At 51.3% G+C, this 19,015-nt stretch carries 15 protein-coding genes; 11 read left to right on the forward strand and 4 right to left on the reverse strand.

Features of this window, described 5'->3' with window-relative positions; translation table 11 throughout:
• The first annotated feature begins 133 nt into the window (after positions 1-133).
• Both ACX1DY_RS14085 and ACX1DY_RS14090 read left to right on the forward strand, forming a co-directional pair.
• Positions 134-2,299, forward strand: coding sequence for a hypothetical protein (locus tag ACX1DY_RS14085; RefSeq protein WP_458964901.1), 2,166 nt, complete (start codon positions 134-136; stop codon positions 2,297-2,299).
• A 348-nt stretch (positions 2,300-2,647) separates the two neighbouring features.
• Entirely contained in the window at positions 2,648-3,733 is a 1,086-nt protein-coding gene (locus ACX1DY_RS14090; protein WP_458964823.1) for a GGDEF domain-containing protein, read from the forward strand.
• 72 nt (positions 3,734-3,805) lie between these two features.
• Here the strand turns inward: ACX1DY_RS14090 and ACX1DY_RS14095 are convergent, their stop codons facing one another.
• Entirely contained in the window at positions 3,806-4,153 is a 348-nt protein-coding gene (locus ACX1DY_RS14095) for a phage holin family protein (RefSeq protein WP_458964824.1), read from the reverse strand.
• A gap of 153 nt (positions 4,154-4,306) precedes the next feature.
• On the opposite strand from ACX1DY_RS14095, the gene ACX1DY_RS14100 reads away from it, so the two are divergent.
• The 6 genes from ACX1DY_RS14100 to ACX1DY_RS14125 all read left to right on the forward strand — a co-directional run bounded on the left by ACX1DY_RS14100 (position 4,307) and on the right by ACX1DY_RS14125 (position 11,432).
• On the forward strand, positions 4,307-6,673 hold the full coding sequence (locus tag ACX1DY_RS14100) for an endonuclease MutS2 (protein WP_458964825.1): 2,367 nt from the start codon (positions 4,307-4,309) through the stop codon (positions 6,671-6,673).
• Positions 6,674-6,703: 30 nt separating this feature from the next.
• On the forward strand, positions 6,704-7,123 hold the full coding sequence (locus ACX1DY_RS14105) for a DUF350 domain-containing protein (protein WP_019912342.1): 420 nt from the start codon (positions 6,704-6,706) through the stop codon (positions 7,121-7,123).
• Between the two features lie 131 nt (positions 7,124-7,254).
• Positions 7,255-7,800 carry a hypothetical protein gene (locus ACX1DY_RS14110; RefSeq protein ID WP_458964826.1) on the forward strand — a complete coding sequence of 182 codons (546 nt, stop codon included), beginning with the start codon at positions 7,255-7,257 and terminating at the stop codon, positions 7,798-7,800.
• 73 nt (positions 7,801-7,873) lie between these two features.
• The gene (locus ACX1DY_RS14115) at positions 7,874-9,085 is read left to right on the forward strand and encodes an MFS transporter (protein WP_458964827.1); all 1,212 of its coding nucleotides are present in this window, start codon (positions 7,874-7,876) and stop codon (positions 9,083-9,085) included.
• A gap of 30 nt (positions 9,086-9,115) precedes the next feature.
• Positions 9,116-10,726: a DcuS/MalK family sensor histidine kinase gene (gene dcuS / locus ACX1DY_RS14120; protein WP_458964828.1), complete on the forward strand. Its 1,611-nt coding sequence runs from the start codon at positions 9,116-9,118 to the stop codon at positions 10,724-10,726.
• Entirely contained in the window at positions 10,716-11,432 is a 717-nt protein-coding gene (locus ACX1DY_RS14125; RefSeq protein WP_458964829.1) for a response regulator, read from the forward strand. Before dcuS ends, ACX1DY_RS14125 begins: the two co-directional genes overlap by 11 nt.
• Before the next feature lie 68 nt (positions 11,433-11,500).
• On the opposite strand, the gene ACX1DY_RS14130 is transcribed toward ACX1DY_RS14125, so the two are convergent.
• From ACX1DY_RS14130 to ACX1DY_RS14140, 3 genes are all read right to left on the reverse strand, one after another.
• Positions 11,501-11,959 carry a hypothetical protein gene (locus ACX1DY_RS14130; RefSeq protein ID WP_458964830.1) on the reverse strand — a complete coding sequence of 153 codons (459 nt, stop codon included), beginning with the start codon at positions 11,957-11,959 and terminating at the stop codon, positions 11,501-11,503.
• An 80-nt stretch (positions 11,960-12,039) separates the two neighbouring features.
• On the reverse strand, positions 12,040-13,647 hold the full coding sequence (locus tag ACX1DY_RS14135) for a response regulator (RefSeq protein WP_458964831.1): 1,608 nt from the start codon (positions 13,645-13,647) through the stop codon (positions 12,040-12,042).
• Positions 13,640-15,472, reverse strand: coding sequence for a sensor histidine kinase (locus tag ACX1DY_RS14140; protein WP_458964832.1), 1,833 nt, complete (start codon positions 15,470-15,472; stop codon positions 13,640-13,642). The genes ACX1DY_RS14135 and ACX1DY_RS14140 overlap by 8 nt, the downstream gene beginning before the upstream one ends.
• A gap of 337 nt (positions 15,473-15,809) precedes the next feature.
• Here ACX1DY_RS14140 and ACX1DY_RS14145 point away from each other — a divergent pair, with 337 nt between their 5' ends.
• The 3 genes from ACX1DY_RS14145 to ACX1DY_RS14155 all read left to right on the forward strand — a co-directional run bounded on the left by ACX1DY_RS14145 (position 15,810) and on the right by ACX1DY_RS14155 (position 18,974).
• A complete protein-coding gene (locus tag ACX1DY_RS14145) occupies positions 15,810-17,165 on the forward strand; it encodes an ABC transporter substrate-binding protein (protein ID WP_458964902.1) in 1,356 nt (451 codons plus the stop codon).
• A gap of 88 nt (positions 17,166-17,253) precedes the next feature.
• Positions 17,254-18,129 (forward strand): carbohydrate ABC transporter permease, encoded by an 876-nt coding sequence (locus ACX1DY_RS14150; protein ID WP_458964833.1) that lies wholly within the window; start codon positions 17,254-17,256, stop codon positions 18,127-18,129.
• Positions 18,130-18,152: 23 nt separating this feature from the next.
• Positions 18,153-18,974 (forward strand): carbohydrate ABC transporter permease, encoded by an 822-nt coding sequence (locus ACX1DY_RS14155; RefSeq protein WP_458964834.1) that lies wholly within the window; start codon positions 18,153-18,155, stop codon positions 18,972-18,974.
• Positions 18,975-19,015 lie beyond the last annotated feature (41 nt).

Genomic DNA, 19,015 nt, shown 5'->3' on the forward strand with positions numbered 1-19,015 from the left:
ATGGTGCGGCGGATAGCGGCAGAATGGACTCAAAAGAAGACGCTTTTTGGCAAAACGCAAAAAATAACGCTACAATAGGAGCAGGGAACCAACTAGAATCCGCACACATACAAAGGAGGGCACAACTGTGGCTATGGACCGGACCCGTGTCGCCGTGGAGATATACGGAACTTCCTATAAACTTGTTGGAAGCAGCACTGAATATATGAAGCAGGTCGCCCGTTATGTTGACGAGCACATGCGTGCAATATCCAAATCCCATTCCAGACTGGACACACCCCGGATCGCGGTGCTTGCAGCCGTACATATGGCGGAGCAGGCCATTCAGGTCCAGGATTTTAAAAATGAGCTGAATATGCTCACCGGAGAGCGCACAGAGCTGCGCGTGGAGGTATCACGCCTCCTGGAGGTGCAGCGGGAGCGGCAGGAAGAATATGAGCGGCTGGAGGCAGCAGCCAAGGAAGAAGCGGCGCGGCTGATTGCCGCCGCTGAAGAGGAGCGCAGGCTCCATCTGGAGATTCAGGAGCAAGAACGCAAGCTTCGCGCCGAGGCACTGCTGGAGGCAGAGCAGGCAGCGGCGGCTGCCCGTGAGCAGCTTGCCGGAGAACTGAAGGCGCGTGAGGCGGAGCTGCAATTGCTGCGGGAGACCAGCGAGCAGGAGCAGAACGCTGCGCGTGAGAGCCATCAGCAGGCGCTGCAAAGTGCTGAGGCTGCAAGAGTGAAGGAGCTTGAAGAGCTGAAGGCGGCCCATCAGCAGGAGCTGGCAGCTCTCCGTGAGACACTCGCCAAGGAGAAGGCGGAAGCGTTGTCCCGGCTGGAGCAGGAGCTGTCGGAAACCCGGGAATCGCTGGGAGGCGAGCTGGCCGAGGTCCGCTCTGTGCTCGGCAAGGAGCTGACGGATACGAAGTCCCAGCTTGAGAAGGAGCTGACTGAGGGGCGCGAGACGCTGCAAAAAGAGCAGGCGAAGAACAAGGAGCTGCGGCAATCGCTGGGTACGCAGGAGCACCGGCATAAGCAGCAGCTTCAGGAAATGGAGAAGCAGCTTGGCGAGCTGCGCGGCGGAACGGGGCAGTTGCAGTCCAGGCTGCGTGCGGCCGAAGCCGGACTTAAGGGCGAGCGGGATGCCCGCCTGACGCTGCTCGCGCAGTACGAAGCGGTACTGAAGCGTGAGGAGCAGCTCACGGAAGAGCTTCGTTCTGCTGCGGAGCAGGGAACGAAGGTGACGGAGGAGCTGGAGGGGTTGCGCCAGCGTTATGAGCAGGCGCAGAAAGAATCGTCTGCGCTGAGTGATTCGCTTCAGGCCACGAAGGGCAGCCTGACCCGTGTGCAGGAAGAGCTTCAATCTGCCAGCGAGCTGGGAGCGCTGCTCAGTGACGAACTGGAAGGGCTGCGCCAGCGCTATGAGCTGACGCAGGAGGAAGCTGATGCGCTCCGGAAGTCGCTGCAGGAAACCAAGGGCAGCCTGGCCGCGGTGCAGAGTGAGCTTGCCCAGTCGGCAGAGGAAGCGGCGAACTGGCAGGAGCTCGCGAGCAAGCACATGGAAGATATCGGCGAGCTGGAGACGAAGCTGCTGGAAGCCGAAGAGCAATCCTATTCGCTGCAGCGCGAGATTGAGACGCTGCGCGGCCAGGCGGACGGAATGGTGCAGCAGCTTGACCGCGAGGCCGGCTTGCGGGCTGAAGCGGAGCTCGAGAGCCAGCGGCAGCGCGAAGAGGCGGAAGCCTCCCGCAAGGAGCTTGCGGCGCTGCGCGGGCGTTACGAGGAGCTTATCGCGCAGTATGACGAGGTGCTGCAGGAAGGCGAGCAGCTGAAGGAAAGATATGAGCTTCTGGAGGCCGAAGGCGAAGAAGCCGCACGGCGTCTGGAAGAGCTGTACGAGGCTGGCCGTGAAGCGGCCGCCGCTGCGGCGGAGCAGCAGGAAGCGCTCCGTGAGACACGCGAGGTTGAAGCGTCCTGGAAGAACAAGGCCCAGGAGCTGCAGCAGCTCCAGCGAGAGTGGAGCGATACAGAAGCGCAACTGCGCGAGGAAATCGAGGTCTGGCAGCAGGAAGCCGTCAAGGCCGAAGCCGACGCCGACACATTGACCCGCGAGCACAGCGAGGTGCGGGAGCAGCTTGCAGAAATCGGCGAGAGCTACGAGCTGGCGCGGGGCCAACTGCGGCTGGTGCAGGCGCAGTTTGAACTGCAGCAAGGGGAGCTGGACAAGCTGTCCCAGGAGCATCGCAGCCTTCAGGCGGAATATGCCAAGCTGCAGAGTGAATATAATGAATGGATTCAACTGATCGAACAGGACAGTTGAATGACGGACGAAAGCACAAGGCTGGCCCCAGGCAGCGATAACTGTCTGGGGCCAGCCTTGTGCTTTGGAAGAAGGACTAGGTTTTTCAATAGTGGATTCATTCCGCCTAGTAGTGGTAAAATCAAAACTTAGCAAGAAACAGGTGGATCATTTCCGGGTAGTGAAATGAGTGAACGAGAGGTGATTGTAAAATTCACTCCAAACTTTGTCGAAAATTGCAAAAATATGATGCAAAAAACATTAAAATTCATTATAATTAGTACTATTATATTATCGGTTGAGAAGTAGGGGATCCGCATTATTATAACAAATGACTCGCTGAATTCGGATAAATGGCACCGTAAAATATTGACTGGTTACTGGATCATCGTTTTTTTTATGCTGGCGGCCCAGCTTCTTTTCGTCCTGTCGGATCATTCTCCTGAAGCCAAGGCCAGCCTTATTCCCAGCAAAGGACACTTGTTTATTGGCTGCAACATCATGATTGTAGTTGCGATGACGACAGCCGAAATGTGGCTTCGTTCCACCAGTCAATATCATAAGCAGGCCGTTGTAGTCAGCGGGTTTATTGTTTCTTACCTGATGTATTTTGTGCTGGAGCCGTTTGTTGACGGTGCCCAGATGACTCTTATGATGCCGATTATGATTTCACTTATCTATTATGATCAGAGGCTGCTGGGCTACCTTGGCGCCTTCAGTCTGGTGTTCTACGGCGGAATTTATTTCGGTCTGGAACGGATACTGCTGAACAAGCCGCTGCTGGAGTTTTTGATGGTCGAGTGCGTATTTGTTGTCTTTGTTGTTATGGCGCGGGCAGTAATTAGGCGGGGCCGTGAAGTCCGCGAGCATTTGGAGCAGCTCACCAAATCGGAGCAGGAGCTTATGGTCGAGCGGGCGATTTCCGACAAGCTGCTGAAGATTGATGCGCTGACCGGGCTGTATAACCACAAGACCTTTCATGAATATTTGGATTCGCTGCTGGAGCAATGTGAGAGCAATGGCCTGCGGCTGCAGCTGGCGCTGTTCGATATTGATAATTTCAAGCGTGTAAATGATACGTACGGCCATTGGGTAGGTGACCTGGTGCTGAAGGAGGTTGCAGCCAAGGTTGGAGGCATGATTGGTCTGAATGATTTTGCGGCCAGGTATGGCGGGGAAGAATTCGCGGTTATTTTTACGGATAAAAGCTTTCATGAGGCTTACTCGGCTGCTGAACAGCTTCGGCTGTCCATTTCAGCCATGGAGCATCCCTATGCCGGCGGCAAGCCCATTACGGTAAGCATCGGGTTATGCGATTACCAGCACGGCTACGGCAAGGAAATGCTGTTCCGCAAAACGGACCACGCGCTGTACACCGCCAAGCGGAGCGGCAAAAACACCGTAGTGACTGCTTCCACCACGTTCGGAGATGATAATGTCCGTTCATTTGCATAAGTAAATACAATAAACCCCCTGTTTCCGCTATAATTCGGAGTAGGGGGTTTCGTGTCTGCAACCGCAGTGAAATTATTTTGCTGCTTCAAACGGAGTGGATACCGGCAGGAACAGGTCGATAATCCCAATGACCAGAGCTGCCAGCAGAGCTCCCAGGATGGAGACACTGACACCGCTCACGATGAACTGGGCGATCCAGATGACCAGCGCGCTGACCAGAAAACCGACGATGCCGCGGCCGAAGGGCGTTACTTTTTTGCCAAAGATGCCTTCAACGACCCATCCGACCAGCGCGATAACCAGAGCCAGAATAAGAGCGCTCCAGAAGCCGCCAATTGAGAACTGCGGGACAATCCAGCCGACAACAAGCAGAACAATCGCTGCAACCACAAAACGGACCACATGACCTAAAAATCTCACTTTAGTCTAACCTCCTTTGGCGTGTGCGTAAGGATATGTGCAGTTCTTATTGTGACCCGAATCCTTTTTTCTATGCCTGAAACATACCCAAATAGCGAAAATGGGCTGAATTAGGTATAATGGAACCATCTATGAAGGGAGCTGTGACTGTAATTGGACGACAAAATTTTGCATACGCTTGAATATCGCAAGATTTTAAATAAATTGATGCAATATACGCAGACCCCAATGGGACGAGTGCTTGCGGAAGCCCTCAGACCCTCTGGCGATTTTGAAGGCGTGAAGCTGCTGCTGCAGGCTACGGACGAAGCGGCAAATGTTGACCGGCTGAAGGGAATCCCTTCCTTTGGCGGCGTGACGGATATCAAGATGGCGCTGAAGCGTGCTTCCATTGGAGGGATGCTGAACACAGGCGAGCTGCTCTCCGTGGGCAACACCATCGGCGGTGCGCGCAGAGTCAAGCGTTTCCTGGCGGCGATGCATGAGGATACGCCGATCCCGTTCCTGTTCGCACAGAGCGATCTGCTGTCGGAGCAGAAGCATGTGGAGGACGCCATCCGTGCCTGCATCGACGAGAATGCAGAGGTGCTGGACACCGCAAGCCCCGAGCTTGCCACAATCCGCCGCGAGCTGCGCGGAGGCGAGGCCCGAATCCGTGAGAAGCTGGATTCCATGATCCGTTCTTCCTCTGTAGCCAAAATGCTGCAGGACCAGCTTGTGACGATTCGCGGCGACCGGTTTGTTATTCCGGTTAAGGCAGAATACCGCGCCCATTTCGGCGGGATTGTGCATGACCAGTCCGGCTCCGGGGCGACGCTGTTCATTGAGCCGGAATCCATTGTGGCGATGAACAACAAGCTGCGTGAGACACGGCTGCGCGAGGAACGCGAGATTGAGATCATCCTGCATCGTCTGACGGCGCTTGTCGGCGATATTGCCGAGGAAATGGCCTATGACGTGGATATTCTGGGCGAGCTTGATTTCATCTTCGCCAAAGCGCGGCTGGCCCGCGACATGAAGGCGATTCAGCCGCGGATGAATGACCGTGGTTATCTCAAGCTGCGCAAGGGGCGGCATCCGCTAATCCCTGCGGAGCAGGTAGTTCCGCTTGATGTGGAGCTAGGCAATCAGTACAGCTCCATCATCGTGACCGGACCGAATACTGGCGGTAAGACCGTTACGCTGAAGACGATTGGTCTTCTCAGCCTGATGTCGATGTCGGGATTGTTTATCCCGGCTGAGGAAGGCAGCCAGATGTGCGTGTTCGATGCGATTTATGCCGACATTGGCGACGAGCAGAGCATTGAGCAGAGCCTCAGTACCTTCTCCAGCCATATGACCAATATTATTTCCATCCTGCGGAGAATGACTCCGAAGAGCCTGATTCTTCTGGATGAGGTAGGCGCGGGAACCGACCCGGCCGAAGGCTCGGCTCTGGCGATTGCCATACTTGAGCATATTCACCGGACCGAGTGCCGGATGGTGGCGACCACGCACTACAGCGAGCTGAAAGCCTATGCTTACGAACGCAAGGGCGTTATCAATGCCAGTATGGAATTTGATGTGCAGAGTCTTAGCCCCACCTACCGTCTGCTTATTGGTGTGCCCGGACGAAGCAACGCATTCGCAATTGCCGAACGTCTCGGTCTGCCGAACGCCATTCTGGAGCATGCCCGCGGCGAGGTCAAAGAAGAAGACCTGCGCGTGGAGCATATGATTGCCTCCCTGGAAGAGAACCGTCTTGGAGCGGAGAACGAACGTGAACGCGCCGAAGTGATCCGCCGTGAAGCGGAGGAATTCCGCAAGCGGCAGCAGCAGGAGCTGGAGAAGCTGGAGAGCCAGCGCGACAAGCGGCTGGAGAAGGCGGAGAAGGATGCCAGCGCCATCCTCGACAAAGCGCGTAAGGAAGCCGAGGCGATCATCAGCGATTTGCGCCGCCTGGCGATGGAGGAAGGGGCTTCGGTCAAGGAGCACAAACTGATTGAAGCCCGCCGCCGCCTTGATGAAGCGGAACCGGCCCCGCGCAAGAAGACGGCCTCCCGCAGCAGCGTTAAGGCTCCGCGGAAGATTCAGCCCGGTGATGAAGTAAAAGTGCAGAATGTGAATCAAAAGGGTTTTGTTGTGGAGCTAAGCGGTCCTAAGGAAGCCATTGTTCAGTTCGGCATTATGAAGATGAAGGTTAATCTTGAGGACTTGGAATTTCTGGCCTCAGCCCCCGATTCCCCGCCGCCGTCCCTTCGCCGTGCAACGACGGTTAAACGTACCCGCGATGAGAACATCCGCAGTGAGCTGGACCTGCGGGGCGCGAACCTGGAAGAGGCGATTATGGAGACAGACCGTTTTATTGACGAGGCTTTTCTAGGCAATCTGGGACAAATTTCGATTATTCATGGCAAGGGAACCGGAGTGCTGCGCACAGGCATTCAGGAATACCTGCGCAAGCACAAGCATGTAAAGAGCTACCGGCTCGGGAATTATAATGAAGGCGGCGCGGGCGTAACCGTGGCTGAACTGCAATAGCGGCTGGAGTCCGGCAGAAAGAGGGGGAGCATGCAAGAAAATATTGATCTTTTGCTGGACCATCCGCTGGGTGCGCTGCTTGGCTACTTCGCTGTGGCGATACTTGGCCTGGTGGTGTTTCTGTCCTTCTTTGAGATGGTGACCAAATATAATTGCTGGGAAGAAATCCGTAAAGGAAATGTGGCGGTAGCTATGGCGACCGGCGGCAAAATCTTCGGCATCTGCAACATTCTGCGCTTCAGCATTGATTCGGGAGCGTCGATCTACGACACGATGAAATGGGCGGTTGTCGGATTTCTGCTGCTGATTTTGGCCTACTTCCTATTTGAGTTTCTGACCCCTGTGTTCTCCATTGATGATGAAATTGCTGCGGACAACAGGGCTGTTGGCTTGACTGCCATGCTGATCTCCATATCCCTGTCCTATGTGATTGGTGCTGCTATTTTCTAAAGCGGGGGTAGAGCGATATGAAGATTTTGGTTCGGGTTCTCTTCTTTTCTGCCCTTGCTTTTTTAGCCGCCGGTATTCTTTATCTAATAATCAACTGAATTCAAATGTGAGGTAAGAAGGAGATATTTCAGATGGAAACAACAGTTTGCCCTTGGTGTCATACGGAGATTGTATGGGACGAGGAGTTCGGCCCGGAGGATACCTGTCCCCATTGCAACAATGAGCTTAGCGGCTACCGCACGGTTACGCTGGGCATTGATGACCTGGAGGATGAGGACGAGCCGGAAGTGGCTGAAGTGAGTGATGATGAGGCTGTAAGTGATGATAACCTGTGGGATGACGAAGATAAGGACAGTGTGGTCCCGATCTTCAATACACTGGTTCAGTTTGGTGACGACTATGATCTGAAGCGTTATGAGGCTAGTGTAGCATCAATCCTGGCAGCTCAGTTAGAGGCGCCGGAATGCCCGCAGTGCCATGAGCTTATGCTGCTGTCAGGCAAACAGCAGGTAACCGGCTTCGAGCCTTCTTCGCCGGAAGCGCTGGGCGGACCTGTGCTGAAGCCGCCGTTTGCGCTCAATGTCTTCGTCTGCCCTTCGTGCTTCCATGTGCAGCACAGTCTGGCGCAGGAAGACCGCATTCAGCTTGTGCGCAACTTGAGCACTGGCGCCAAGTAAAGGCTGATTCATGGTTTCCCTTTTTTCTGGACATGTTAAAGCAAGAATTGTTCAGGAGGCAGGAGGGTTACACATGAAAAGTTTATTGCGGAATCAGGCCGTGCTGCTGCTTGCTGTGGGCGGACTGTATATGCTGGCAAGCATGCTGGCAGGCACTTTTCTGAACGTGTATTTGTGGAAAAGCCGCCAGAATTTTGCCATGATCGGCTGGTTTGCGGTTGCCCAGCAAGTGGCTCTCGGGTTAAGCTTCTGGCTGGGCGGTAAATGGGTGAAGGAACATAATAAGATGAATGCCCTGCGGCTGGGAATTGCCGTTTCGGGCTTTTTTTATTTACTAGTGCTGCGCTTAGGCGGGAACTCCGTCCATTATATCTGGCCGCTGGGATTGACTCTGGGGCTTGCGATCGGGTTTTATTGGCTGGCGTTCAATATTGTGTTTTTTGAAATTACCGAAGCGGAGAACCGCGATTTTTTTAATGGCTGGATGGGGCTGTTGAGCTCCTGTACCGGCATCATCGGGCCGTGGGTTTCCGGCTGGCTTATTTCTCTGTGGCCGGGAGAGCGGGGCTACCGGGTGGTATTTATTATCTCCCTCTGCATTTACAGTGTGGCAGCGGCGCTTAGCTTTCTGCTGAAGAAACGCAAGAGCGAGGGAACTTATCTGTGGCTTGAGCCATGGAAAGAGCTGTCCCGTGCGGGAAGTCCGTGGAGATTTGCATCGGGGGCACTGCTGTTTCAGGGTCTTCGGGAGGGCGTGTTTTCGTTCCTGATCGGACTTCTGGTATACATTGCGGCCAAAGAGGAGAGCAAGCTCGGACAATTTGCGTTTATTACTTCGGCTGTGTCACTGGTCAGCTACTATGCTGCGGGAAAATGGTTCAAGCCTAAATACCGGTTGACGGGAATGCTGGCCGGAGGTCTGCTGCTGGTGGCCGTCATTGTACCGCTGCTATGGAAGGTCAGCTATGGAACATTGCTGATTATGGGGATAGGGACCTCGCTTTGCCTTCCACTCTATATGCTGCCAATGACTTCGACCAGCTTCGATTTGATGGGCTTGTCGGCAGAAAGCGCTGGCAAACGGGTAGAGCTTGTAGTTCTGCGTGAGCTTAGCTTGATGAGCGGGCGGCTGCTGGGAATGTTCGTGTTCATCGCTGTGCTGTCCGTAAACAGCTCGACGCAGGTTATCACACTGCTGATGCTGCTGCTGGGAACGGCTCCACTGGGGAGCTGGCTAGTTCTGCGCCGTTTGCTGAAGCGAAGCCGTAAATGGAATCCATCTTGAAGCGTGTACGGAATAGGGGGATACTTTCGATTGGCGAAGAAAGAGAAATACGGCCTTAGGACAAGGGTTACAATGATGGTATCCACCGTGGTGCTGGTGGTGCTGCTGGTTTTATACTTTATTTTCCGGAATCAGATTATTCCGCAGACCAGGCATGCCCTGGAGGATAAGGCGATTACAATAGCCCGCACGATTGCATTGATGCCGCTTGTGTCAGAGGGTCTCAGTGAAGGGCGCAGCAAGGAGATTCAGGACTATACCTCCAAAATCACCCGCCGCAATGATATTATGTTTGTAGTCGTAATTGATATGAACAGTATCCGCTATTCGCATCCCGATGCTTCGAAGATTGGCAAGCCCTTTGTTGGTGGAGGCCAGAAGGAGGCGCTGCGCGGCGAAGAGAGTATTTCTGAAGGCGAGGGCCTGCTTGGCAAGTCGCTGCGCGCCTTTGTGCCTGTATATAGCGGCCAAGGATATCAGATTGGGGTAGTTGTGGTCGGTCTTTCGCTGGACCGGGTTCATCGTCTGGTCAGACAAAACGAATGGACGATTATTGCCATTCTGCTGTCCGGCGCTCTGCTGGGAGCCGGGGGAGCTGTCGTTCTGGCGAGGAAAATCAAAAAAATGATGTTCGGCATGGAGCCTTCGGATATTTCCAAGCTGCTGGAGGAACGCAGTGCCATGCTGCAGTCCACGCGCGAGGGAATTATTGCGATAGATCATGAGGCACGGATTACAATGATCAATGTGGAAGCCGAACGGCTTCTGAAAGGGGCGGGCATCACCGGGGATGCAATGAACCGGCATATCGCCGACTACTGGCCGGAGCTCGGGCTTGAGCTTGTTCTGACAACCGGTGAAGTGAAGCAGGATCAGGATGTTGAGCTTAGCGGCATTGCTCTTCTGGTGAACAGTCTTCCGATTCGGGTGAGCGGCCAGATTGCTGGCGCTATCGCCACGTTCCGGGACAAAACTGAGCTTGCCGTGCTGGCGGAACGGCTGTCCGGTATTTCCGTATACGCCGATGCCCTGCGGGCAGGGGCGCATGAATTCATGAATAAGCTGCATGTTATTATGGGCATGACGCATATGGGCTTGTACGATGAGCTGCAGCAGTATATTTCGGGAACCGTCAGCAACTACCAGAAGGAGATCGGTTCGATTACGAGACAGATCAAGGACCCGGTGATGGCGGGATTCCTTCTGGGGAAGCTTAGCCGGGCCCGTGAAGCAGGAATTGAGCTGCAGCTGACGGAGGACAGCTACCTGCCGGAATCGGCGGACCCGCAAAGCATTCATGAGCTGATCACGATTGCCGGCAACCTGCTCGATAATGCGATGGAAGTGCTTGAAGGGCGGAGCGTCAAGGAAATTGAGCTTGCGTTTCATTATGACCGGGGACGTTTGCACTGCATCGTGGGAGACAGCGGGCCGGGAATTCCGGAAGCGCTGCGGGAGCAGGTATTTGTTCAAGGCTTCTCCACCAAGGGAGAACAGAGGGGGATCGGCTTGTACCTGGTACGCAAAAGCGTGGAAAAGCTGCAGGGCAAGCTGCGGATTATAGACGGCGGTAAGCCGGGAACGACGTTCCTGGCCGATGTGCCGTATGCTGTAAAGGGTGATGTGATGAATGAACATTAAGGTGCTGATTGTTGAAGATGATCCGATGGTGGCGAAGCTCAACCGCCATTATCTGGAGCAGGTGCAGGGCTTCGAGTTCGCGGGCTGGGCAGCTTCGGGAGACGAGGCCGCGCGGATGCTTGCGGAGCTTGAAGTGGATCTGATTCTGCTTGATATCTACATGCCGCATACCAGCGGGCTGCAACTGCTTTCATCCTTGCGTGAGCAGGGAAGTATGGTTGACATTATCGTGATTTCTGCAGCCAGCGACAATGGAAGTATTCGAAAAGCGCTGCAGTACGGGGCTGTCGATTATTTGATCAAACCCTTCGAGTTCGCGCGCTTTCAGGCGGCATTGTCGGCATACCGTGAGGATTTCTCTCTGATGAGGCATAGAGAGCATCTGAGCCAGGAGCAGCTCGACAAGCTGCTGCGGCATTCTCTGGGGCCGGCGGAGGACAAGACCGGAACACTGCCCAAGGGACTTACCGAAGGAACGCTAGAGAGTATATGGAACACGATTAGGGAGCTGCAGAAGCAGGTGTTTTCCACTGAGGAGATCACTTCGAACGCCCCGATTTCGCGGATATCTGTGCGCAAATATTTGGCTTTTCTCACGGAGGTCGGTGTGCTGGAAATGGAGATCAGCTATGGGGCGGTGGGCAGACCGGTGTACATGTACACGGTTACTCCTGCCGGGCATGAGCTGATCACCAAATATATTTGAATGGAAGTTTGCGAGGGACCTGCGGGTTCCTTTTTTTGTGAGGGTGATTTATGCAGAGCCTCCATCATTCAATCAAAGGCCTGTTTCAGTGCTTGCGGATAGAATCGGCTCATAATCTTGTAAGTATGTAACTGCGGATTGCTCATATCATTATCATAAATAATCATATGATGTTTGTCCTTCAGAATAATATCGAAACGTTGCTTCCGGTCAGCTTGTACGATAGTAATATAATAGCTGTATTTGTCGCCTGCGCTTACATTTCGTGCTGATTTCTTTAAACGTATGTCAGAGAAATCATCACATATTTGTTTAATAGCCTCCGGCTCAGTAACCACAATATTCTTTTGTTCACCGGGAACAGAGGACAAGCGGGTGATTTCAAGTGAGGCGATATCTTCCAAACGGATCATTCTGGAAACCACTCTCTTAAATGAAATATAGCGGCTTGCTGTATAGGTCATTAGAGAAATACCTGCTGCCGTCAGGACTGCACCGACTAGCATATATTTTTTGCTTTTCTCCATAGTTTCTGGCCTCCTTGTAATACGATTCTGTAAGTCCCAATTATAAAACTATAGGCACATCCACGCAAATACCGGCGACTTTATCCCAATTCAGTCTGTGAATAATTAAGCTTGTATTCCTTTGGACTCATCCCTGTGTATTTGGAGAATACATGGGTGAAGTAAGCAGGTGTCTCAATACCGACTGCTTCCGCGACTTCAAATACCTTACTCGCCGGATTCCTGAGTAATTTCTTGGCCATTTCAATCCGGTACTTGTTGATCGCGTCGATGATGGACTCACTGGTTACTTTTTTGTAAAGGCGGCTGAGATAGCTGCTGTTGATATGGATATGGTCCGCAATAATCTGCAAGTTCAGGTTCTGGTTGTAATGCTCTCTTATATATTTCTGGCATTCTATAACGATGTAATTGGGCTGTTTATCATTAAACGCCAGTGCCCTTGAGCAGCTCTGAATCAAGCGCTTTAGGATATCTGCCAACAGTTGAATGCTCTTGCTCTCCTGAATTTGCTTATAAACCGTGGATTGGCTTTCATCCAGCTCCGGTGCGAAGGGTTGGCTGGCGCTCAGCAAACGGAAACAGTAAGAACCGATAAGCAGACAAGCCACCTTTACATTCTCAATCGGCTCTTTGATGCTCCTGTAGCTCTCAAGTAACCGGTCCAGTTGATTGATAGCCAGATCGGCTTGCCCTTGTTGCAGATATTCGGCAATTTGCTCTGCGGTATGATGGGGAGGAGCTCCCGGAGTGAGCGTCTGGTTGGTATGAGGCATATAAACAGCCACATAATTATCGCTATAAAAGCTGCCTTGCAGCGCTTCTCTTGCCTCGCGGTAAGCCATTGACAAAGTCAGCACGTCCCGGTGCTTCAAACTGATGCCGATATTGATATGGTATCGTCTAAAGTTCTCTGCCATGGCGAGAATTTCATTACAAATCGTGAGCAAGGCTTGTGTGGAGACTGCTGCATTGCCGCCGTCCATGGAGACAATAGCCAGTAAGGTGTTTTTTTCCATTGCCATAATGTAAGAGGAGCGTTCCTCGAAGGCTAGCGCAAGGAATTGGCGAATGGAAGCCAAGAACCGGTGATATTCATTCGTTGGGAGGGAACATAGTGTATCCTCAACCTCCAGATGGATCCCGAAATAGTTCTCCAATTGCAAACCAAGCTCTCTTGAGCGGCTGAACAAAATTGCTTCATCACTGATCAGGCCGTGGGCGGCCTCCTTCAGAAATTTCTCACTGATTTCGGAAAGATTGTCGTTGATCTTGCTCTCCAGCTGGCTCAATTTCTGCTGCTGCTCTTTCTCCTTCTCCAGCAGCTGCGTTGCTTTTTCAATAGCCCCGGGAATCTTCTCTGTGGGATTGGTCTTGACCACAAAATCTACTACTTCATACTGAATGGCAGTTTGGGCATAGGAGAAGTCAGCGAAGGCTGTAAGGATGATAACCTTGATCTGCGGAAAGTTCCGGTGTACATAGTCGGATAAAGCAAGACCGTCCATCCCCGGCATGCGTATATCGGTGACAATAATATCAATATCATAATGGCCGAGCATCTCCACGGCTTCCATCCCATTGGATGCTTCACCAATCACCTCACATTGGAGTGCCTCCCAATCAATAAAACACTTCAGCCCTTTTTTGATAACAGGCTCATCATCAACGATCATGACGTTATACATGTGATAGTTCCCCCTGATCTGCAGGTATGTGAAGGGTAACTTTTGCTCCTGCCCCAAATTCGCTCTCGACATCAATTCCATATGGCTCGCCGTAGATCAGCTTGACCCGTTTATGCGTGTTGATCAGGCCAATATTGTTGTGGCCTTGTTTGCGCATGGTGATGCTTTCGAAATTACTCCAATTCTGCGGTACATACTCAAATCCATTACCATTGTCTGTGATCTCAAAATAGATCGAATCGTTTCTGCGGTAAATGTGGATGTGGATAATTCCTTTGCCCAGCTTTTTTTCCACACCGTGAACCACAGCATTTTCCACCAAGGGTTCGACACTCAGCTTGGGAAGCAACAGATCCAGTATGGTCTCGTCCTCAATCTGGATCGTATACTCAATTTTATCCTCAAACCTTTCTTTCTGCAGATAAAGATAAAATTTGATGAAATCCAGCTCCTGACGAACCGGGACCTTGGCTAGACTATTGGAATAAATACCTGCCTGCAGCAGCTCCGTAAGTGATGTTACCATTTTGTAAACGCTCTCATCTTTGGATAATTTCGCTTTGTAGCCAATGGTAATGAGCGTATTGAACAAAAAATGGGGATTCATCTGTGCTTGCAAAAATTTGATCTCCGACTCCTTGATCAGCAGATGCTTCTCATAAACTTCCTTGATGAGATAATTGATCTCGTCCGTCATGTTGTTGAAGGTGCTACTCAACAGATTGAGCTCCAAATCTTTGTAGGCCGGCATCCTTGTTTTGTAGTTACCTCTCTTTACCTTTTGGATACTCCGCAGCAAATCAAGGATGACCCGGGTAAAGCGAAGAGATAACAGGACGCCTGCTGCGAGGGATACGAAAGCAATCAGGGCGATGATCCAAATGTAATTGCGCATGCTCTCGGACAATTTGGAGAGTACTTGCTTCTTAGGGATGCCTGCAATGAAGGTAAGCCCGGTTGTGCCGATGCTGCGGGAAACAGTCAGGTAGCTTTCCCGGTTTATCTTGACTTCACTTACTTCGGAATTGTCTTTGAGCGCAAATACAGCGGGAGAAACAATAGAACCGAGCTCTTGCTTATCGGCACTGGAATAGATGGCTCCCCGGTTATCAACGATGTAGGCTATAGCGCCCGGGAAGGTGAGCAGCTCGGAATATTTTTTCGCTAAATCTGCCTCATCCGTGCCAAAGATCAGCACAAGGCGCTGCCGGGGATAGTTGATATTGGACACAATTCGTGTGAAGTAGATGGTCTGGTCCTCATGGCTTGGCGTGACAATTTCCTTGCCCCGAACTATTCTGTCATTAACCGCATGATAGACAGCGAGATTGTTCTTGTTAATTTGTTCAATGTTGGGCTGTGACTTTAGAACAGATACATAGTTGTCCTGATCAAAAAAAACATAAGCTGTTGACAGCAGGCTGATATTCCAAGCGTTGTTGAACATAAGGCTGTATTTCAGATCCTCTTCCATTTCAGTTTTATTGATAAATTTTTTGTAGAAGTCGGCTCCCTGAGACACATCCTCGATTGACCAGGTTCTTACCTTTTTATTGGCGAGGAAATGCAGGGAGGTGTTATCAATAATCTGAAAGGATTTCTCGATATTGTCGTTGGTCTGGCGGATCAGAAGGGACAGATTATCATTGGCATTCTTCGTCAGAATCCGGGAGATGTTCCAATAGAAATAGCAGCCGGCGAACGTCATCGGCAGAAGAATAAGAAGAAGAATGATAATCACAATTTTATTTCTTAGAGGAATGCGGGAGGAAAATCTATAAGTCGGGCGAAAGCTGAGTCGTCGCATGATCTGCTTATTGGACATGCTGTCTGCTCCTTGGCTGATGATAATAGGGTAAAGCTATTATACAATCTTTTATATGTGGCGAATAGCCAAACAGAACGAAATACAGCCATTTCCGGCCATGTGGTAAAGAAAACGACAAAGAGTTAAAGAAATCGGAAGAATTCCGAAAGCCCTTTCATCTATACAGTTGATCTAGCCCCATTTGCTCAAGATATCAGAAAAGATAATGCCGAAATACGAATTCATTCTCCGTATTCCTCGCTCTACAATGAGAACTGTAACAAAGCGTAATTGGCTGCAGGGCTTAGGCTCATGCATCAATCTGTCATCATTTAAAGGGGGATTTGATTTGAGAATGCCATTGTACAAAGCAAGCTTCACCTTAGCAAGCACTCTGATTCTGGCCATATCCATTTCGGCATGCGGATCACAGAATTCATCGGAGAACAGCGGAGCGGCCGCAACTGGTGCACCATCCGCTTCGGGTCAGGCAAGCGCTGCTCCCGCTGCCAAGGCGCCGGTGAAAATTTCTTATCTTACCTTCCGGGTGGGTACTCATGCGTCAGCTAAGCTGGAGGAAGAACAGATCAAGCAGTTCAATGCCAAGTATGGCAATGAAGTGGAAGTTGTGGTTGAAGAAATTCCAAGTGACTCCGCATATGAGGACAAACTGAAGATTCTGGCAGTCTCCGGGGATGTTCCGGATGTCGTCATGGGTAAGAACGGAATCAATGACATCCTGATTAAAGGAAATCTTGCAACCCCTTTCAATGACTATCTGGACAAGGATCCGGAATGGAAGGCTGCGATCGGCGAAGCAGCGCTTGCTGCCAATACGCGGGACGGTAAGGTCTGGTCGATCAGCGATCAGAAGCAGAATATCGGCTACTTCTACAACAAGGAAATGTTTGAAAAGGCGGGAATCAAGCCGGCGGAAACTTGGGATGAATTCATGAGCAACAACGAGAAGCTCAAGGCAGCAGGCTTCGTTCCGCTTGCGTTGATGACAGGGGAGAATGCCTGGACGACCAACCTGATCCTGGCCGCCATTGTGGGGACAAACGGGGATGCGGGCAATAAGTTCATGAACACGCTGCATCCTACCAACTTTAATACGCCCGAAATGATTCACGCGCTCAACTTGATGAAGACGATGCTGGAGAAGTATACGACCAAGGATGCGCTTGGTGCAGGTTACGCCAATGCCGCGAACGCTTTCTCCCAGAACAAGGTGGCAATGATCGCCAACGGTCCCTGGATGATTGGAGATTTTAGCGACCCGACCAAATCCAGTGAAGGTTTCGATAAAAAGGTGGGTGTCGCAGCTTATCCGAACAACAGCCTGATCTCCACCTATGAGGTTGGCTATATGATCGGAGCCAAAACACCGGAAACCCGCGACGCCGCTGAGAAATTTATTCGTTTCAAGACGGGGTTAGAAGGACAGACCATCGCGCTTGAATATGGAAATGTGATGCCGGTATCCAATGAGATTCAGCCTTCGGATGCACTGAAGCAAAAATATCCGCTTTTTGTTGAATCCGTAGAACTGGCCCAAAAAACGCAGATTCATTATCAATCCTTCGACTCTATTGTCTATCCCAACATAACCGACGCCTGGAAGAGCGTCTATCCGAAGCTGGTATTCGGCCGGTCATCAGCAGAGGAGATTGCCAAAGAGCTGACGGAAATTGCAGCCAAACATAAATAAACAGCAAGCTGACTAGTAAGAGTACGAGTTGCGGTCGGATTTTCCGGCAGTGCTTTCCGGTAAAATCCGATTAGGGAGGACCATATGGATGGTTAGGAAAAACAAAGGGTATATCGCGCTGTTTCTGTTGCCGACTGTTGTGCTTTTTATTATTGTCTATGCCGTATCGCTTGTCGTTCTGTTCGGTACCTCCTTTACGGAATGGTCGGCCGGACGAAAACCGGTTTTTATCGGACTGGCCAACTTTATTCAACTGTTTACGGACGATTCCGATTTTCGCCAGAGTTTTCTGAATACGGGTGTCTGGGTTTTGCTCCAGTCCACTATCCACGTTGCCATTGGTACCGCATTCGCGCTTATTCTCAATATGAAGGAATTCTACTGGAAGTTTGCGCGAACGGTTTACATGTTTCCTAACATCATCTCGGGAGCAGCCGTTGGTATGCTGTTTTTGTGCATGCTCAATCCTGATTTTGGTGCGGTGAACAGCATTGTCCGCTTGTTGGGCAAGGCGGATTACGCCCAGAACTGGTTCATGGATTATGCAACCGCCTTCTTCTCAGTCACAATGACCTGGCTGCCCTATGCGGCTGTCGTCACTATTCTAATTCTGGCCGAGATTGCAGCGATTCCAGAAAGCCTGTTTGAATCGGCGCGTATCGACGGGGCCAGCGAGTTGAAGATCAATTTTTATATCGTCCTTCCTATGCTGCGCAATATTATTGGCACCTGCGTGATTCTAGCCGGAACAAGCATGCTGCAGAAGATGGATATTATTATGATGACGACAGGCGGCGGACCCGGCAATGAAACAATGAATTTGCCCATTTATATTTACAAGACTGCACTCATGGACAACAACTTCGGTTATTCCAATTCTGTGGGCGTCTTCCTAATCGGCTTTGGCTTGATCTTTGTCCTGCTTTGCCGAAATCTGTTCAGAATAGGCAGCTCCCAGAACTGAATGGAGCGACTGGGGTGAGAATAATGAAAAAAGGTTTGGCTGTGCTCAAGTATGGGTTTGTGCTCCTGATTGTACTGTTGTCGCTTGGTCCGTTCCTGTGGGTACTGATGGCTTCATTCAAGACAAATGCCGAGATTTTGAACAATTCGCTCGGCTGGCCGGGCAGCTTCCGCTTTTCCAATTACGTCATGGCCTTCAAAATTGCGCCGCTTTCCCGGTTCTACATCAACAGTGTGATCGTTGGCATCTTCGGGACATTATTAAATTTGCTGCTTCTCGGTATGGCGGCCTATGTCCTGGCACGCTTTCAATTCCGCTTCAAGAAGCTGCTGATGGGAGCATTCTCCCTTTCGCTGCTGATTCCGGGCGCGGCCATGCTGCAGCCGCTATATTTGACGGTTAACACGTTGGGGCTTTACGACAAGGTGATTGGACTGATTATCGTTTATGCCGGCTTTGGCTTGCCCGTCTCGCTCTATATACTATCAAGCTATTTCCTGACGATTCCCAAGGAAGTGGAGGAATCGGCTTATTTGGACGGTGCCGGCTTCTTCCAGACGTTCTTCAAAATTGTTTTGCCCATATCGAAGCCGGGTTTCAGCACGGCGGGTGTGATGCAGTTTCTGCTCTGCTGGAATGAATTTCAATTCGCTATTATTCTGACGACGGGGAATCAAAGCCGAACACTGCCGCTTGCGCTCTATTATTTCAAAAGCCAATTTGCCAGTGATTACGGCGTCATGTTTGCTGCTACTATGGTCGTTATCGCACCAAGTATCCTAGTTTATATCCTGCTGCAGAAGCAAGTTGTATCCGGACTTGCTGCGGGAGCAGTCAAGGGATGATAAACTGGACGATGACAAAAGGGAAACCATCGGAGAAACTG

It is taken from the genome of Paenibacillus sp. BAC0078 (assembly GCF_054483875.1).

Coding starts and splice junctions, on each gene's coding strand:
- ACX1DY_RS14085 (WP_458964901.1), top strand. CDS start 134: ATGGACCGGACCCGTGTCGCCGTGGAGATATACGGAACTTCCTATAAA.
- ACX1DY_RS14105 (WP_019912342.1), top strand. CDS start 6,704: ATGCAAGAAAATATTGATCTTTTGCTGGACCATCCGCTGGGTGCGCTG.
- ACX1DY_RS14110 (WP_458964826.1), top strand. CDS start 7,255: ATGGAAACAACAGTTTGCCCTTGGTGTCATACGGAGATTGTATGGGAC.
- ACX1DY_RS14115 (WP_458964827.1), top strand. CDS start 7,874: ATGAAAAGTTTATTGCGGAATCAGGCCGTGCTGCTGCTTGCTGTGGGC.
- ACX1DY_RS14125 (WP_458964829.1), top strand. CDS start 10,716: ATGAACATTAAGGTGCTGATTGTTGAAGATGATCCGATGGTGGCGAAG.
- ACX1DY_RS14130 (WP_458964830.1), bottom strand. CDS start 11,959: ATGGAGAAAAGCAAAAAATATATGCTAGTCGGTGCAGTCCTGACGGCA.
- ACX1DY_RS14135 (WP_458964831.1), bottom strand. CDS start 13,647: ATGTATAACGTCATGATCGTTGATGATGAGCCTGTTATCAAAAAAGGG.
- ACX1DY_RS14140 (WP_458964832.1), bottom strand. CDS start 15,472: ATGTCCAATAAGCAGATCATGCGACGACTCAGCTTTCGCCCGACTTAT.
- ACX1DY_RS14145 (WP_458964902.1), top strand. CDS start 15,810: ATGCCATTGTACAAAGCAAGCTTCACCTTAGCAAGCACTCTGATTCTG.
- ACX1DY_RS14150 (WP_458964833.1), top strand. CDS start 17,254: ATGGTTAGGAAAAACAAAGGGTATATCGCGCTGTTTCTGTTGCCGACT.
- ACX1DY_RS14155 (WP_458964834.1), top strand. CDS start 18,153: ATGAAAAAAGGTTTGGCTGTGCTCAAGTATGGGTTTGTGCTCCTGATT.